Below are 16,071 nucleotides of genomic sequence, written 5' to 3' on the forward strand. Positions count from 1 at the left end.
ACCCCGGCTGAAGTGTTCACCAAGCAGCTACGATCGGTCCCACCAGCCAGCGTTGCGACGACCGATTGAATCCGTCCAATATGTGTCGATTCGCTATACCGACCGGCTCGCCGACATCGGCGCCTCCGCGTCGGTCGGTTCCGTCGCGGACTCGTATGACAATGCGATGGCCGAGGCGTTGAACGGCACCTTCAAGGCCGAGCTGATCGAGATGCAAGGACCCTGGACCGGCTTCGACCAGGTGGAGCGGGCGATCTTCCAGTGGGTCACGTGGTACAACGAAGAACGCCTGCACTCCGCCCTCGACTACGTACCGCCCGCCGAGTACGAACGCAGCTTCTGGCGAAGCCAGGAGCAAGCCCTGCAGTCCGCCTGAAACAAGATCACCGGACTCTACGAAACTCGGGACAGCTCATACTGGTGATGGTCGGACGACAGGGCTTCCTCCGCAGAACCCGCTCCCGGTGGGTGGTCTGCACCTTCGATGCCGGAAAGCTACGGACTGCGACCCTTGTGCATCGTCACCGGCGGGTGGGCACGTGCCGTCTCCGCGCATCCCCCGAGCGAGCTACCCGGCTGTTCTCTCCCGGGGGACGGCTGTCCGGTCCGCAGTGCCGTATGGTGCGGATACCGAACAGGTCGTACCTCACGGGCGGGCGGACAGCGGACCACGGCCCGGTCTTCATGCCCCTCAGCGCCGGACGTACGGGATCGTGGATGATGATGATGATGCAAGACCAAGCAGCGCGTGAACCATCAGGCTCGGCATACTCCGCGCCATCGGCGCGTGCGCAGGCCAGACGCCCCTCCGCACGCATGGACCCGGTGGCCGCCGCAGCCGCCCGGCTTCGCGTGCTGTCGCGGTGGTGGGGATCACTCCCGGCCGGCACCAGGGACCGCGAGTTCGCGCTTGTCTTCACGGTGCTGTCGTTCGCGGCACCGCTGTCGCGGGTCGGGACGCAGTTCGGCGGTCTTCCCACCCACGGCGCCTCGGTCGCAAGTGTGCTGCTGACCCTGGGACAGACTCTGCCGCTTGCGGTGCGCACCCGGTGGCCGGCCGCCTGCCTCGCGGTGGTGGGGGCCTCGTTCTCGGTGCACGAGTGCCTGGGCTACCCGCCGACCTTCGGCAGCCTGGGGCTGTACATCGCGCTGTACTCCGTGGGTGCCCACCAGGACCGCTTCCGGCGGGTCGTACCGCTGGCGGCGACCGGCGGGTATGTGGTCTTCGGCGTCGTCCTGCACGTGCTGGGCTCGCCCGAGGGCCTGACCGACTACCTGCTGTTTTACATGGTCCTGGCCGTGGTGTGGGGTCTGGGTGTCCAGGTCCGCGGGCGGCGGACGCAGGAGGCCGAGCGTCGGCGCCTGTCCGTGCAGGTGGCCATCGCGGCGGAACGCAGCCGCCTGGCCCGGGAGTTGCACGACGTGGTGGCCCACCATGTGACGGCGATGGTGGTGCAGGCAGGTGCAGCGCAGTACCTGACCGAGTCGCCGGACCGCCTCCACGAGGCCCTCGACGCCATCAACGGCACCGGCCGCCGCGCGCTGGCCGAGCTCCGGTTCCTGCTCGGCGTGCTGGAGGCGACCGGTGATGCGGCGCCGCGGGAGCGGACGCCGGTGCCGGGCCGGGTGCCTGATCTGGTGGAGCAGACACGAGCGGGCGGCCAGCCGGTCGAGCTGGTCGAGGACGGAGAGCAGCCGACCATGGCCACAGGTGCCCGACTCACGGCGTATCGCGTCGTGCAGGAATCCCTGACGAACGCCGTGAAGTACGCCGCGGGCCGGCGGACGCTGGTACGGCTCGTGCACACCCCCGACTGGACGGACGTCGAGGTCACCACCGCCGGTACAGCCGATGGGGCTCCCCCGTCAGCCGCCCTGCTGGGCGGCGGCCCGCACGTCTCGGGAGGCAGGGGCCTGACCGGGTTGCGGGAACGGGTGGAGATGCTGGGGGGCGAGTTCGCGGCGGGGCCTCGCCCGGACGGCGGTTTCCGCGTGCACGCCCGCATCCCCTCAGGAGGTGCCGCGTGAGTGTCCCGCCCGCCGCGATCAGGGTGCTGGTCTGCGAGGACCAGGCCCTCGTGCGTGCCGGCTTCGTCACGATCCTCTCCGCCCAGCCCGACATGGAGGTCGTGGGCGAGGCTGTGGACGGCCGAGCGGCGATCCGGAGCGCGCAGGAGCTGAAGCCGGACGTCGTCATCATGGACATCCGCATGCCCCTGCTCGACGGAATCGAGGCCACCCGGCGCCTGGCGGGCCCCGACTCCGCCAGCCCCGCCAGGATCCTCGTCGTGACGACCTTCAATGTCGACGAGTACGTGTACGAGGCTCTGCGTGCCGGTGCCAGCGGCTTCCTGCTGAAGGACGCGCCACCGCCCGAGCTGATCAACGCGGTACGCGTCGTCGCCCGCGGCGAGTCCCTCCTGGCTCCTGCCGTCACCCGTACCCTGATCGGCCGCTTCGCCGAACGCGTACGCCCCTCCGCCGCCCCCGCGTCCCCCGAGCGCGAGCGCCTGGAGGTCCTCACCGCCCGCGAGCACGAGGTCCTCCTCCTCATCAGCGAGGGCCTGTCGAACGCCGAAATCGCCAGCGAGCTGGTCATCAGCCACGAGACCGTGAAGACCTACGTCTCCCGCATCCTCACCAAACTGGATCTCCGCGACCGCGTCCAGGCGGTGGTCCTGGCATATCGGGCGGGGTTGGCGGGAGGTCGCGACCAAGCCTGATGGCCCTGAGATGCCGGTCGGGGCAGGCAAACGTGGCTACGGCCGCGGCCAAGCATGCTCCCTTGACCGCTCCCTGCGAAGGGCCGGCCCAGCATCCCCCGAGCGAGCTACCGGAATTGTCCTCTCCGCGGTGACGCGCGCCACCGGTGTCCCCTTGTTGACTTGAACCGTCAACAAACGGCCGGACCATGCCGGCCGACCAGCGGAGTAGCTAAGGACAACGCCATGACCACGACACGCAGTTCCGCGAAGCACGGTTTCCCCAGAGGCCGCCGGTTTGCCGCGGCTCTGCTGGTTTCCACGGTGGCAGGGACCGCACTGGTCGCGTGTGGCGACGACGGCCAGGGCGTGCAAACGGCCAAGGTCTCCGGCAGGAGCGCCGGCGAGACCGTGGGCGACGCGAAGATCACCTGGGGCACATGCCCGGCACTGGGCAAGGGACAAACCCGTGATCCCCACCTGACCTGCGGGACGTTGGAAGTCCCGCTGGACTACCAGAACCCGGGCGGCACGAAGATCGACGTGGCGGTCTCCCGGCTGTCGACCGCCAAACCTGGGAAGCGGCGTGGCGTCCTGCTGCTGAACCCCGGCGGGCCGGCCCTGGGCGGTCTCGACATGCCCGAAACCATGGCGTCCACCCTGCCGAAGACCGTGCTGGACCGCTACGACCTGATCGGCTTCGACCCGCGCGGCGTCGAACACAGCACCCCGCAGAGTTGCGGTCTGAAGGACCCCACCGCGACCGGGCTTCTCCCCTATCCCGCTGCGGACGGCTCGATCACCAAGAACGTGGCCATTGCCAAGGCCGACGCCGAGCAGTGCGCCGACACCGCGGGCAAGAACCTGCGGTACTACACCACCGCCAACACCGCCCGCGACATGGACCGCATCCGCAAGGCGCTCGGTGAGAAGAAGATCTCCTACTGGGGCCAGTCCTACGGCACCTACCTCGGCGCCGTCTACCGCTCGCTCTTCCAGGACCACACCGACCGGATGATCCTGGAAGGCAACGTCGATCCCACCAAGGTATGGGCCAACCAGGTCGCGGACACCTGGGGCAAGGGCATGGCCGACCGGTTCCCCGACGCCGCCCGCGTCGCCGCGGCGCAGAACAGCACCCTCAAGCTGGGCACGACCGTCGCTCAGGTGACCCACACCTACCTCACCCTCGCCGACCGGCTCGACCGCACGCCCGCAGCGATTCCCGGCGCATCGGTGTCGCTGGACGGGGCGCTGCTGCGGAACATGACCTACGCCCTGCTCCTGCACAACAACACGCTTCCCGTGTTGGCCCAGTTCTGGAAGGCCGCCGACGACCTGTCCCACGGCAGCACCACGGCCGCCGACGCCGCGGTCCTCAAGGAGGTGTTCGCCGACACACCGACGTCGCCGGGCATCCCCGCAGACAACCAGGCCACCATGTTCATGGCTCTCACCTGCGGCGACGCCCAATGGCCGCACGACGTCGACGGCTATGCCGCCCGCACCACCGCCGACCGCAAGAAGTGGCCGCTCACCGCCGGCATGCCCGCCAACATCTGGGCATGCGCCTTCTGGAACAAGCCGGCCGAGGCGACTGTCAAGGTCGTGCCCGGCGGCCCGCGCAACACCCTGATCCTGCAGAACCGCCGGGACAACGCCACCCCGTGGGAAGGCGGCGTCGGGCTGCACAAGGCCCTCGGCGACGGCTCCGCCTTCGTCGGCGTCGACAACGGCGGGCACTACACCTACAACGAAGGCTCCGCCTGCGCCGACAAGGCCACCGTCGGCTTCCTGGCCACCGGCCACCTGCCGGACAAGGCGGTCTACTGCACCGACGTCACCCAGAAGTAAGGCGCCGGAACGCGGTGTTCCCAACAACGGTGCGGCCTCGGATACCGGAACCTTCGAGGCACGCACCGGGATCAGCGGCCCGTCCCGGCGGGCCGGCCACCACCATGCGTGCCCGCTCCAAGACCGCGCCTTCACCGGCTGCCCGCTCACCGGCAGCCCAGCTTCGCCGCTCTGTTCGTGTGCCCCGCCGGCTCGGAGCCTTCGCGCAGTAGGCCGACCCCAGCAAGATCAATCTCGTCGGGATTTCCTGCACCGCAACCACCACGCCCGATGAAGCCGCTGCCGATGCAGCTGCACCGGCCGCTGTGCGGTGCGGGCACCGCGACCGCCTCTCAGCTCGCCGAGCATGTCGACGAGACGCCCTCGCTGGTCAGCTGCCACTTGCGCAAGCCGGCCGAGCACGGCTTCGTGTCGCAGGCGAGCGACCGGGGCATCGACGGCCGCAAGCGGTGGCGGCAGGTGGCATCCGGAGAGAGCTGGGCTTCCGCGAATCGGACTTCGCGGAGACACCCGAGGGCACTGCCGCGGTAGGCGCCATCCCCGCCGAGCGGACGGAGTCCGGCACCGCGCGACAGAACCTGCTCGATGGCCTGCGCTACATCCGCCGAGATGGCCGAACTGCTCATGGGCTGCGCGAGCGCGCTGCCATCGCGCTGGTGCCTACCCTTTGGCTCGCTGCGGTGCTGGCTGCGGTCATCGGGCTGAACGCCGGTGTCTTCGGCAGTCTGGACAACGCACTCATACAGACCGCTGCGGACCCGGCTCCTCTCGGCCGGGTCACCTCCGTCGTCAGGCTCACCATGGTCGGTGTCGCCCCCCTCAGTCACCCGCTGGTCGGCGCTGACTTCGGAGCCTGGGGCGCCGCCCCGGCGTTCGTCGGCTGCGGCATCTTCGCCGGCCTCAGCGTGGTCATCGCCCTAGCCTCATACGCGCTGCGGCACGCCGAACTGCCCCGGCAGCGACCAGGCGTGACCACCTGAGCAACCCAACCGCAACTCAGGAACCAGCCCTCAACAAGGGCTGGTCGGCGTCTCCCCATGAGTGGCGATCACTCGCCGTCTGCGACATCCGGCCCACGCGGTGGTCGCAAGCCCCCGTGCAGGTCGGGGAGCTGGACGGAGTACCCGCCCAGCCGACCTGGGCCGCTACCTGTTCGACATCAAAGCCGGCGGCCCCGGCCAGGACCTGCGCCCCTTCCGGGACCCGGATGCCGCGGAGGACGACGAGGACGGGGACTGACAGCCGGCGCACCCGACCCGTTGAGCCGTTCGTCGTACCGGTGCAGGCCGGGTGCCGCCGCACGTCCGGGCCCGGGGCGATGTCCGTCAGCCTGCGGGCGTGCCGATCTGGTTGCGTTCGAGCACGGAGCGCAGCTTCGAGATGGCGCGGACGGCGGCCGCGGCCGAGGAACCGTTGAGCGTGTCTCCGATCAGCACGGCGAGTCCATCGGTGAATGTCTTCTCCGCCGCTTCGACGAGCTGCGAGCCGCCGTCGGTCAGGGCCAGCAGTGACGACCGGCGATCGGATGGATTCGGCTGCCGGACGACCCATCCCTGTTTCTCCAGACGGTCGACGCCCTTGCTGGTCGCCCCGACGCCGACGACGAACTCGGCGGCGAGGTCCGCCACGCGAGCCCCGGGGCGGTCGCGCAGGAAGCGCAGGAGCTCGAACTGCGAGGTGACGATCCCGTGCCGCTCACGGAGACGGTCATTGAGGGCGTTGTACAGGCGTGTCTCGCATCGGACCAGATCGGCGAAGAAGCCCGGGAGGTCGACCACGCCACCACTTGATTTAGCTGCCACGGCATATAGTGTAATGGAATCTACTTACGGCAGGAGCACACCCTTGAGCAAGGAACAGCGCGCCCGGATCGACGCGATGATGCGACAGCCGCGGCCCGAGAGCCCCCGGTCGGTCGAAGCGCTCCGCACCGGATTCAAGGCGCTGATGGCCCAGATGATCGTGCCCGGCACCATCCGCACCACGCAGACGACGCTCGGCGGCCGACCCGCACTGTGTGTCGAGCCGGACGACGGCCCTCGCGCCGGGACGATCCTGTACTTCCACGGCGGCGGCTTCGTTTTCGGCTCCCCCGAGACCGCCCTGTCGCTGACCGGACATCTCGTGGCCAAGACCGGCTTCACGGCGCACTCGCTGGACTACCGACTTGCCCCCGAGCACCCGTACCCGGCCGCGATCGAAGACACCCTGAGCGCCTATCGCGCCCTCCTCGACAACGGCACAGACCCGTCGACCATCGCGTTCGCCGGCGACTCCGCCGGCGGCGGCCTCACCGTCACCACCTGCCTCGCCGCCCGTGACGCGGGCCTCCCACTGCCCGCCGCCTTGGTGGCGTTCTCCCCGGGCCTCGACGCCACACGCACGGGCGAGAGCATGGTCACCAAGGAAGGCATCGACCCGATCTTCACCCGAAAGGCCGTCGAGCACACCGGGGCCATGTACCTCGCCGGAGCCGACCCCCACCAGCCGCTGCTCAGCCCGGCTGTCCTCGCCGACCTGACCGGCTTCCCCCCCATACTGATCCAGGTGGGCACGAACGAGATCCTGCTGGACGACTCCACGCGCCTTGCCGCGCATGCGAGGGCGGTCGGAGTGGACGTCATTCTGGACATCACCGCCGACGTGCCGCACGTGTTCCAGTCGTTCGCAGGCGTTCTGGACGAGGCAGACGAGGCACTGGACCGCGCTGCTCTTTTCCTCACCCAGCGCCTTCGCGCGGGGTGCACGGCGCACACGTCAGCGGAGTAGGGTCACCGCGGCCGCCACCCGGGCTGGAGCCTCCGCCTCGGGCCTTGCTTGCCGTTATCCGGCAGCCGGGCGCTGCCCAGGGCGCGCACCGCCGCGTCCTGGAGCTGCTTGGCGGCCCCGTCGGGCCACAGGGGGCCTCCGCTCCGCACGGTCGACCAGGTCGGTCCGTGCCCGTGGCTCTCGTTGTGTGCCTTGTTCTCATATAGCTACGGCCGACATGTAGCGCTACGTAACTGCTCTGGTCGTTGTTTCCCCTCGCCCGGGGCGTCCCGTTGGGCTCAACGAGTGATCTCGGGCAGTGTGGGAGGGGTACGGGTGCGGCACGACTGGGAGCGGGAGGACGAACCCCATCCTGCCAAAGGGGCTTGACCTGCACAAACAGCTCTACGAGGCGGGACGTTCCCCGAGATGCGCCGCGCCATCCGAACCGACACGCCAGTCGGCAAGACGCCGCGGGCTCACACCGTGAAGGTTGTCCCTGTCCGAATCGGCACCGGCATCGACCAGCAGCGACAGCACCGCGCCATCACCTCGATACGTGAATACCGCATGCCAGAGAGGTGTATTGCCCTGCCCATCCGGGGCATCCACCCACGCACCCGCCGCCTGAAGAGAGCCGACAGCCGCGGCATCCTGCTCGTCCGCCGCGAAGTGCAGCGGCGTCCACTCCTGGCGGCTCTCGCGTCCCAGCCCCTGGTCCTCATCCGACATGCCACCCATCATGACGACAGTTTGACGAAGGACATAGGGGCACCCCCCACGGTACTGCGCCACCTCCGACCGTCTGACGACACTGCCCGGCTGGCATAGGCCGAGGCAGTGGAAGCCCAGCACCGAGTCGTCCGCAGCGACCGCCCGACAGTACGTAGAGTGTGCTGTGTCGCGGGGCGGATGCGGATCCGCCGGGGGAGGAAGTGTGCCATGGGTGCGGCGTACAGAGACCAGACCGACGCCTTGCCTGTCAGCGCGGAGCAGGTCATCGCGGAGGCGCGAAAGGCGTTCTTCGTGATGTTCGGGGGCCTCGCGCTCGTCTGGGTTCTGCAGCTCGTCAACTACGCCGACCACTACGCCCTTTCCAGGGACTACGGGGTCAGGTCCGGCGACGTCGGCACGCTGCCCGACATCCTCGTCGCGCCTTTGCTGCACTGGAGCTGGGCACACATCGAGAGCAACTCCGGGCCGCTGTTCGTCTTCGGTTTCCTCGCCGCCTACCGAGGGGTGGCCCGCTTTCTCGGTCTGAGCCTGCTGGTCGGCGTGACCAGCGGGCTCGCGGTGTGGTTCTTCGAACGAGGCGACGTGGATACGGTCGGTGCCAGCGGCCTGATCTTCGGATACTTCAGCTACGTTGTCGTGCGTGGACTGTTCGACCGGCACCTGATCGACACGCTGATCGGTGTGGTCATGGCGGCCTCCTTCGCCTACCTGCTCACCGTGGCCGTCCCCGGGACGCCGGGAGTGAGCTGGCTGGGACACTTGGGAGGGCTCATCGGCGGCCTGGCGGGAGCCTGGGTCTTCCGGGACCGGCGCTCGCGGGCCGACACAGGTGCAGGCTCTCGCCAGGGGCCGCGGCCGGTCACGCCCGGCAACGTCCAAGTACGCTCCGACCACCCGCGCGCGGACCTCCACAAGGAACTCGGCGACCTCGGTCTGCTCTAGGTAGCCCTGCACCAGCTGCTGAACCCCTGTCGGCGGGAGGGGACCACACACGTGATCCTGGACAACACCTGGATCGAGTGCGACCGCGTTGCCGGGGCCCGCGAGATCGGCGATGACCTGTGTTGGTTCAGCCAAAAACACATGGCGTTCAACGGGAACGTGCAGTGCCTCTCCGCCCCGACTGCACCCCGGGGCCAAAAGCTGACCGGCGGGCGTAACCGGCGCGGCTGGTGTGCGTTGCGCCCTGCATGGATGGGCCTCTCGATCCCGCATTGGGTATGCCGGAGTTGTACGAGCCGCGCCTGCCGCTCTTCACGCTGACGGAGGCGCACCAGCTGCTGGATGCCCTGCAGCACACCGACACGCAGGACCACGACTGCGGCGCCCAGGCCCGCCACTTCGCCACCGAACTCGCCGCCCGCGCCCCCTCACGCGACCCTTGACTGTTGCTGGCAAGCAGGTTCTTGACGCCTTGCTCCAGCCGCAACATGGAGTTCGTCGGCGACGGCGACCACGCCGACCGCGACAAGGCCACCGTCGCGCGGGAACCGCGCGCACGTCGTCGCAGCCGGCCCGTTCGACTGAGCTGGTGCTCTGCCCGGGAAGGGTTGGCGGGTGCCGGACGACGTGGCGCTGATCGGCCGCGAGGACTCGCCGATCGGCACATCGACCCACCGCTGACCAGCGTGCGCAAGGCGACACGGGAGGTGGTGGGCCGCACGATGGCTCGGGTACTGCTGGAAGAGGTCTCCGCGCGCGGACGGTGTCCTCGTCGGCCTGCACCAGCTTCGCGATCACCGACACCGCGTTTCCGCCGGCCGAAGCGGGCAAGCATCGCGCGCCGGTACCGTACCGAGCTGGTGCTGCCCCGGCGCACGATCTGCTGCAGCTTCTGCCCTTCCTGCTCGATCAACCTGGGCACACGAACGGGCTCAGCCACCACGCCCCCAGCAGTCGGATCAGACGACACGCCATATCCAACCGCTCCGACCACCAACCCGGTGAACCTTCCTGGTCACGGCACTAGTGTCCTGAGTCGGGAATTCGGTTCAGATATCCGGCGAGGCGTTCGAGGATCTCGTCCGCGGTCTTGGTCCAGATGAAGGGCTTCGGATCCTGGTTCCAGGTCTTGATCCAGTTGCGGATGTCCTTCTCCAGGGCCTGGATGTTCTTGTGGACGCCTCGCCGTATCTGCTTGTCAGTGAGCAGGCCGAACCACCGCTCGACCTGGTTGAGCCAGGAGGAGCTGGCAGGGGTGAAGTGCATGTGGAACCGCGGGTGAGCCAGAAGCCACTTCTGGATGGCCGGCGTCTTGTGCGTCGAGGCGTTGTCGCAGATCAGGTGCACGTCGAGTTCGGCGGGGACTTTCTTGTCCAGTCGAACGAGGAACTTCTTGAACTCCACCGCGCGGTGCCGGCGGTGAAGAAGCCGATCACCTCGCCGGTGGCGGTGTTCAGCGCGGCGAATAAGGTGGTGACCCCGCCACGCACATAGTCGTGGCTGCGGCGCTCGGGCATGCCGGGCATCATCGGCAGCACCGGAGCCGACCGGTCCAGCGCCTGGATCTGCGTTTTCTCGTCCACACACAGCACCAGCGCCCGGTCAGGCGGCGCAAGATGGAGTCCAACGACATCTCGGATCTTCTCGATGAACTGCGGATCCTTCGACAGCTTGAAGGTGTCCACCAGGTGCGGCTTGAGCCCGAAGGTTCGCCAGATCCGCGAAATGGTGGACTGCGACAGCCCGGGCTGCCTGGCCATCTCCCGTGTCGACCAGTGGGTCGCGCCCTTCGGTGTCGCCTCCAGCGTGAGCACGACGACCTCTTCGACCTGCTCGTCGGTTACCGTGCGCGGCCCGCCAGACCTGGGCTCATCGGGCCGGACCCTCCAACCGGTACCGCACGAACCGGGCCCGCCACCCGCTCACCGTATGTGCCGCAACACTGAGATGTGCAGCAACATCCTTGTTTGAGGCGCCCGTTGCACACTCCAGCACGATCCGGCACCGCAGGGCCAGTGCCTGCGAGGAAGTACGACGCCTGGCCCAGCGGGACAACGTCTCACACTCGTCATCGGTCAGCATGAGCTCGGCCTTCGGCCGTCCCGTCCTCGCCATCCAGACATCACGCCGAACCAACCACGAGTTACGCAGCGAATTCCCGGCTCAGGACACTAGCCGGGCTCGGGTTCGTCGTGGATGGTCAATGCTCCGGCGAGGTCGAGGTCGGCGACAGTGCCGTGTGCCCCCGCGCGGACGAGCAGCACTGCGCCGAGCGCGGTGCTCCAGAAGGTCCTGGCCTCCACGTCGAGCGGTCGACGGGCCCTCCAGCCACGACCGTTGATGAGCCGGCTCACAAAGCGCTCGGATTGCCGGAACAGCAACTGGAGGTGCCGGTCGACCACGGGGGCGAGTTCGGGCTTGGAGATCCCGGCGGCGAGTGCTCGCGCGACCGACGGGAGCGAGGGCATGGCCAGTACGGCGCGGGCGATGTTGCGCCGAAATGTCGCCGCATCGGGGGCTTGGCGACCGATGCGCTCAATCCGTCGGGCGTCGTGCAGCAAGCCGAGAAAGGCGGCATGCACGAGCAGCGAGTCCTTGGAGCCGAAGTAGTAGGTGACCTGATTGGGGAAGACGCCTGCCGCGTTCGCGATCTCCGCGACGCTCACCTCAGCGCCGGGCCGCTCCTTGCAGAGCCGTGCAGTTGCCTCGATCAGCCGACGTCTCGTCGCGCGACCGCGGTCACGCGACCGAGCCGACGTTGATCGAGCTTCGGTTCGCTTCTTCTCCACACGCGAATTGTATGTGATACAACAAGGATCTGTTTGCTTGTATCGCATACAAGAAAGGTGGAAGGGCATGCACCGGACTGAAGTCGTCGTGACCGGACTCGGCGCGATCACGCCACTCGGTGGCGACGTGGTGTCTACGTGGGACGCCCTGCTTGCCGGCGAGTCCGGCATCCGCGGCGGCGTCCTGCGCGGCCACGAGGACGTCGGCCTTCCCGACACCGTCGCAGGGACGATGGCGATCGACCCCGCCGAGTTGCTGCTGCCGGTGCAGGCCAGGCGGCTCGACCGCTCGCAGCAGGCGGCCTTCGCCGCGGCGGCCGAAGCCTGGGCCGATGCCGGTGCCCCGCAGGTGGACCCGGACCGGCTCGCATCAGCGATCGGCACGGGCATCGGGGGCGTACGGACGCTGTTGAAGGAAGACGACGTACTGGAGACGGCCGGGACTCGGCGCGTCTCTCCACGCACGGTCCCGATGCTCATGCCCAATGCGGCGGCGGCGCTGATCAGTATCGAATACGGTGCACGGGCCGGGGTCTACTCGCCCGTCTCGGCGTGCTCTTCCGGTGCCGAGGCGATCGCCCTGGGGGCCAGGCTCATCCGTGCCGGCGAAGCGGACGTGGTCATCGCGGGCGGGACCGAGGCCGCGATCACCCCGATCACCGTCGCCGGCTTCGCCCAGGCACAGGCACTGTCGCGGCATACCGACGAACCCGCGTCAGCGTCCCGGCCGTTCGCCGCGGACCGCAACGGATTCGTCCTCAGTGAAGGCGCCGCTGTCGTGGTGCTCGAAAGCGCCGAGCACGCCAGCGTCCGAGGCGCGCGCGTCCACGCGGTACTCGCGGGCGCCGGCATCGCCGCCGACGCTCACCACATCACGGCACCCGCTCCCGACGGCTCCGGTCAGATCTCGGCCATGCGGAAGGCCCTTGCGCAAGCCGGTTTGGCTCCCGAGCAGATCAGCCACGTCAACGCCCACGCCACCGGAACTCCGGTCGGCGACGTCGCCGAGGCACACGCGATCGGGGAAGTATTCGGCCGCGCCACCGTGACAGCCCCCAAAGCGGCACTCGGGCATCTCTTCGGCGCAGCTGGTGCGATCGAAGCGCTCATCGCCGTCCTCAGTGTGGAGCACGGCGTCATCCCTCCGACCCGCAACCTCACCGCGGCCGGTGTCGATCCCGACATCGATCTCGATGTCGTCGCAGAGCGACGAGACGTCCCCCAGGAGGCCGTGCTCAGCAACTCCTTCGGCTTCGGTGGGCAGAACGTCTCACTCATCGTCACCGGCGCACGGCACCACGCGTCCCGTACGGCCTCGACGACACCATGACCCACGCGAACGCACCGTAGTGCGACCAGATGGTCAAGTACGCCACTGCCCTGCGCCTGGGCACCGCCGAGGCGGAGCAGGTGCTGCGGCGCTTCACCCGCGGCGGCCCGAAGCACCCGACCTAGCTTCAGAGTCAGGCTGGAGCGTGTATCGAAAGTACTGCCATGGGCTTGAGCTGTGTGCATGAAGACTGAGCGCAACTCGGTGGCGTCTGGGGCGGAAGTGAGGAAGGCTCGCGCGCATGGTTTCGATATTGCAGAACGTGGCGATTGACTGTGCGGACGCCTACGAGCTGGCCCGGTTCTGGAGCAGAGTGACTGGCCGTCCACTGCATCCGGAAGACAAACCGGGAAACCGGGAGACTCAGGTGCTGCTGGCGGAGGGGCCAGTGCTGTACTTCAACCAGGTGCCCGAGTCCAAGAAGATCAAGAACCGGATCCATCTGTGTTTGCGCCCTGAGACATCGCGTGAGCAGGAGGTGGAACGGCTGCTCGGCCTCGGTGCCACCCTGATCTCCGATCTCCGGAATCCCGATGGGACTGGCTGGGCAGTCCTTGCTGACCCCGAAGGGAACGAATTCTGCGTTCTTCGCAGCGAGTCCGACCGAGCTGCGATGGGTTCCTGACGCCCACGCGCCAGCCTGGCCGGTTTGCTGTGACCGCTGATCACAGCCACTCGTTGATGGCCGCGACCAGCACGGTCGCTTTGTAGCGGACGGCGAGTTTGATGCCCCTGACTTGTTGAATCGAGTCCAGATGCTCGGTCTGCAGCCGTAGCGTCCAGGGTGCCGGTCGGCATGGGTCCGTATGCCCCTTGCCGCCGTCTGGCTGGCTCCTCCATAGCGTGCCGCCGCCGGCCGACACCCACGCGGTGTGGCTCGACAGAGGCATGAATGTGCGTGACTGCTACTTCAAGTCAGGGTGCCCACCGCATACTTCGTCTCTTCGAGCACAGACCGGGATGCGCGTGATCACCATTGGGATCGACCCCCACAAGTCCTCTCACACCGCAGTTGTCGTCGATGCGACCCGGTCACAAGATCAGCCAGCGGCGCTTTGTCGTCAACGCCGGCACCTTCAGGCAGCTGATGCGGTGGTGCGAGCAATGGTCCGAGCGCCGCTTCGCAGTGGAAGGTGCCAGCGGCCTGGGCCGAACCCTTGCTCAGCAGCTCGCCGCCGCAGGGGAAGACGTCGTGGACGTTCCCTCCACTCTGTCCGCCCGGGCTCGCCTGCTGGCCACCGGTGGCGACCGCAAGACCGATCCGGCCGATGCCCTGCACGTCGCCCAGGTCGCTCTGTTCCGCCAGGATCTGCGGCCCGTTGAGCCGGAAGACCAGACCACGATCCTTCGGCTGCTGACCGAGCGGCACGACGACCTGGTCCACGAACGCACCCGTGTCGTGAACCGACTCCATGCCGTCCTGCGTGACCTCGTTCCCGGAGGCGCCCCCACCGGGCTGTCCGCCAACAAGGCCGCTGCCATCATGAAGAGCCTGCGGCCCGAGACCGCCACCGACGCCTGCCGCCGCGACATAGCCCGCGATCTCCTGGCCGATCTGCGCCGCCTGGGCCGGCAGGTCAAGGACAACGAAGCCGAGATGCGTGACGCGCTCCCCGCGACCCGTACCACGCTCACGGTCCTGCCGGGCCTGGGCACCGTGCTGGCCGCCAAGGTCATCGGCCACGTCGGAAACGTCAGCCGCTTCCCCACCGAGCACCACTTCGCCAGCTACACCGGCAGCGCACCCCTGGACGCTTCCAGCGGCAACAACGTACGCCACCGGCTCAACACCGGCGGCAACCGGACACTGAACTCGGTACTGCATGTCATCGCCCTCTGCCAAATCCGCGATGGCGGACGCGGGCAGGACTACTACCTGCGCAAGATCGCGGAAGGAAAGACGCCTGCGGAAGCCCGCAGGGCCCTGAAACGCCGCCTGTCCAACGTGGTCTACCGAATCATGAAACGCGACCAACGAAGCCACCTCGCTCAAGCCGCTTGACACACAGAGGCGCTATGGATGTCAAGCAGCAGCTGGTGGCGGTGGTGCCACCGTGCTCCTGGGGACGATCATCTGGTAGTTCTCTCGTGCGACGTAGCGTTTGAGGCAGCGGATGGCTTCCCGACGGGTCTTGCCCTCGCTGACGCGCCGCTCCACGTAGTCGCGGGTGCAGGTGGCCCAGCCCAGACGAGCCAGGACGATGGTGCAGAGGGCAGAGTTGGCTTGGCGGTCGCCACCGCGGTTGAGCCTTCGGCGCTGGGTCTTGCCTGGCGGGCTCTGCCGCCGTGTTTCGGGATTTCGAAGTCGACCGTGCACCGCCGATTCCTGATCTGGTCGCGGGCCGGGGTATGGGGCCGGCTGCATGAGGCGGTGCTGCACCGACTCGATGACGCCGGCCTCATCGACGTCTCGCGGGTGGTCCTCGACTTCGCTCACGTGCGGGCTAAAAAAAGGGGGCGAACTCACAGGTCCGAGCCCCGTGGACCGGGGCAAGCCGGGTTCCAAGATGCACGTCCTGTCGGGCGCGAACGGACTGCCCCTGGTCGTCGGCGTCTCGGCCGCCAACACCCACGACAGCGAGGCGCTGAGGCCCATGGTCGAGGGTCACCAAACGAGACACGCCCCCACCGCGGCCGCCACTTCAAGCCTCAGCGCCTGCATGCCGACAAGGCGTATGACATCCCCCACCTGCGAAAATAGTTACGCGGCAAGCGCATCGGCGTGCGCATCGCCCGTAAAGGCATCGAGTCCAGCGAACGGTTGGGGCGCCGAAGGTGGATGATCGAGCGAACGGTCTCCTGGCTGTCCGGCTACCGCCGACTTACACCCCGCTATGAACGCCACCCCCGCCCCATACCGGGTCAACGTCCGCCTCACCACATAGGACACCGTCTTAGTACTGCAACCGCATCTGGGGGTTGTGCCCTCGACGTTTGTAGTGGGAGCGGCGGGCTCGGGCCTGGCTGTGTC

13 protein-coding genes and 7 pseudogenes are annotated in these 16,071 nt (G+C 68.2%); 14 read left to right on the top strand and 6 right to left on the bottom strand.

The window, feature by feature from the left end:
* The 6 genes and pseudogenes from LE548_RS43720 to LE548_RS43745 all read left to right on the top strand — a co-directional run.
* Positions 1 to 376: integrase core domain-containing protein (locus tag LE548_RS43720; RefSeq protein WP_225102613.1), on the top strand; the 376-nt coding region annotated here is incomplete at its 5' end.
* Positions 377 to 825: 449 nt separating this feature from the next.
* Positions 826 to 2,028 carry a histidine kinase gene (locus LE548_RS43725; RefSeq protein WP_225102614.1) on the top strand — a complete coding sequence of 401 codons (1,203 nt, stop codon included), beginning with the start codon at positions 826 to 828 and terminating at the stop codon, positions 2,026 to 2,028.
* Complete coding sequence (locus tag LE548_RS43730; RefSeq protein WP_225102615.1) at positions 2,025 to 2,723, top strand: response regulator transcription factor; 699 nt, start codon at positions 2,025 to 2,027, stop codon at positions 2,721 to 2,723. The genes LE548_RS43725 and LE548_RS43730 overlap by 4 nt, the downstream gene beginning before the upstream one ends.
* A 225-nt stretch (positions 2,724 to 2,948) precedes the next feature.
* A complete protein-coding gene (locus LE548_RS43735; protein ID WP_225102616.1) occupies positions 2,949 to 4,556 on the top strand; it encodes an alpha/beta hydrolase in 1,608 nt (535 codons plus the stop codon).
* Between the two features lie 270 nt (positions 4,557 to 4,826).
* A pseudogene (locus LE548_RS43740) lies at positions 4,827 to 5,095 on the top strand (transcriptional regulator); the annotation flags it as partial.
* A 102-nt stretch (positions 5,096 to 5,197) separates the two neighbouring features.
* Positions 5,198 to 5,536: pseudogene (locus LE548_RS43745) on the top strand (MFS transporter); the annotation flags it as partial.
* Positions 5,537 to 5,881: 345 nt separating this feature from the next.
* Here LE548_RS43745 and LE548_RS43750 read toward each other — a convergent pair.
* Positions 5,882 to 6,358 carry a MarR family winged helix-turn-helix transcriptional regulator gene (locus LE548_RS43750; RefSeq protein ID WP_225102617.1) on the bottom strand — a complete coding sequence of 159 codons (477 nt, stop codon included), beginning with the start codon at positions 6,356 to 6,358 and terminating at the stop codon, positions 5,882 to 5,884.
* 43 nt (positions 6,359 to 6,401) lie between these two features.
* Between LE548_RS43750 and LE548_RS43755 the strand changes: the two genes are divergently transcribed.
* Complete coding sequence (locus tag LE548_RS43755) at positions 6,402 to 7,325, top strand: alpha/beta hydrolase (RefSeq protein WP_225102618.1); 924 nt, start codon at positions 6,402 to 6,404, stop codon at positions 7,323 to 7,325.
* Positions 7,326 to 7,709: 384 nt separating this feature from the next.
* Here the strand turns inward: LE548_RS43755 and LE548_RS43760 are convergent, their stop codons facing one another.
* On the bottom strand, positions 7,710 to 8,036 hold the full coding sequence (locus tag LE548_RS43760; RefSeq protein WP_225102619.1) for an ankyrin repeat domain-containing protein: 327 nt from the start codon (positions 8,034 to 8,036) through the stop codon (positions 7,710 to 7,712).
* A 210-nt stretch (positions 8,037 to 8,246) separates the two neighbouring features.
* Here LE548_RS43760 and LE548_RS43765 point away from each other — a divergent pair, with 210 nt between their 5' ends.
* From LE548_RS43765 to LE548_RS43775, 3 genes and pseudogenes are all read left to right on the top strand, one after another.
* Positions 8,247 to 8,981, top strand: coding sequence for a rhomboid family intramembrane serine protease (locus LE548_RS43765; RefSeq protein WP_225102620.1), 735 nt, complete (start codon positions 8,247 to 8,249; stop codon positions 8,979 to 8,981).
* Between the two features lie 278 nt (positions 8,982 to 9,259).
* Positions 9,260 to 9,424, top strand: coding sequence for a hypothetical protein (locus LE548_RS43770; protein WP_225102621.1), 165 nt, complete (start codon positions 9,260 to 9,262; stop codon positions 9,422 to 9,424).
* A gap of 163 nt (positions 9,425 to 9,587) precedes the next feature.
* Positions 9,588 to 9,760 (top strand): annotated as a pseudogene (locus LE548_RS43775) (substrate-binding domain-containing protein); the annotation flags it as partial.
* On the opposite strand, the pseudogene LE548_RS43780 reads toward LE548_RS43775, so the two are convergent.
* The 3 genes and pseudogenes from LE548_RS43780 to LE548_RS43790 all read right to left on the bottom strand — a co-directional run.
* A pseudogene (locus LE548_RS43780) lies at positions 9,738 to 9,921 on the bottom strand (IS630 family transposase); the annotation flags it as partial. The pseudogenes LE548_RS43775 and LE548_RS43780 sit on opposite strands and share 23 nt — an antisense overlap.
* Before the next feature lie 83 nt (positions 9,922 to 10,004).
* Positions 10,005 to 11,096, bottom strand: a pseudogene (locus LE548_RS43785) (IS630 family transposase).
* 56 nt (positions 11,097 to 11,152) lie between these two features.
* A complete protein-coding gene (locus tag LE548_RS43790) occupies positions 11,153 to 11,647 on the bottom strand; it encodes a TetR/AcrR family transcriptional regulator C-terminal domain-containing protein (RefSeq protein ID WP_308031165.1) in 495 nt (164 codons plus the stop codon).
* A gap of 190 nt (positions 11,648 to 11,837) precedes the next feature.
* Here LE548_RS43790 and LE548_RS43795 point away from each other — a divergent pair, with 190 nt between their 5' ends.
* The 3 genes from LE548_RS43795 to LE548_RS43810 all read left to right on the top strand — a co-directional run bounded on the left by LE548_RS43795 (position 11,838) and on the right by LE548_RS43810 (position 15,102).
* Positions 11,838 to 13,100 (top strand): beta-ketoacyl synthase, encoded by a 1,263-nt coding sequence (locus LE548_RS43795; RefSeq protein WP_225102623.1) that lies wholly within the window; start codon positions 11,838 to 11,840, stop codon positions 13,098 to 13,100.
* Positions 13,101 to 13,341: 241 nt separating this feature from the next.
* Entirely contained in the window at positions 13,342 to 13,725 is a 384-nt protein-coding gene (locus LE548_RS43805; protein WP_225102625.1) for a VOC family protein, read from the top strand.
* Between the two features lie 396 nt (positions 13,726 to 14,121).
* Positions 14,122 to 15,102, top strand: coding sequence for an IS110 family transposase (locus tag LE548_RS43810; RefSeq protein WP_225102626.1), 981 nt, complete (start codon positions 14,122 to 14,124; stop codon positions 15,100 to 15,102).
* A 21-nt stretch (positions 15,103 to 15,123) separates the two neighbouring features.
* Here the strand turns inward: LE548_RS43810 and LE548_RS43815 are convergent.
* Positions 15,124 to 15,369 (bottom strand): annotated as a pseudogene (locus LE548_RS43815) (IS110 family transposase); the annotation flags it as partial.
* Between LE548_RS43815 and LE548_RS43820 the strand changes: the two are divergent.
* Positions 15,361 to 15,951: pseudogene (locus LE548_RS43820) on the top strand (IS5 family transposase); the annotation flags it as partial. The pseudogenes LE548_RS43815 and LE548_RS43820 sit on opposite strands and share 9 nt — an antisense overlap.
* Positions 15,952 to 16,071 lie beyond the last annotated feature (120 nt).

Source organism: Streptomyces sp. CoH27 (genome assembly GCF_020181035.1).
Lineage (GTDB): Bacteria > Actinomycetota > Actinomycetes > Streptomycetales > Streptomycetaceae > Streptomyces > Streptomyces camelliae.

Coding starts and splice junctions, on each gene's coding strand:
- LE548_RS43735 (WP_225102616.1), top strand. CDS start 2,949: ATGACCACGACACGCAGTTCCGCGAAGCACGGTTTCCCCAGAGGCCGC.
- LE548_RS43760 (WP_225102619.1), bottom strand. CDS start 8,036: ATGTCGGATGAGGACCAGGGGCTGGGACGCGAGAGCCGCCAGGAGTGG.
- LE548_RS43765 (WP_225102620.1), top strand. CDS start 8,247: ATGGGTGCGGCGTACAGAGACCAGACCGACGCCTTGCCTGTCAGCGCG.
- LE548_RS43770 (WP_225102621.1), top strand. CDS start 9,260: ATGCCGGAGTTGTACGAGCCGCGCCTGCCGCTCTTCACGCTGACGGAG.
- LE548_RS43795 (WP_225102623.1), top strand. CDS start 11,838: ATGCACCGGACTGAAGTCGTCGTGACCGGACTCGGCGCGATCACGCCA.
- LE548_RS43805 (WP_225102625.1), top strand. CDS start 13,342: ATGGTTTCGATATTGCAGAACGTGGCGATTGACTGTGCGGACGCCTAC.
- LE548_RS43810 (WP_225102626.1), top strand. CDS start 14,122: ATGCGACCCGGTCACAAGATCAGCCAGCGGCGCTTTGTCGTCAACGCC.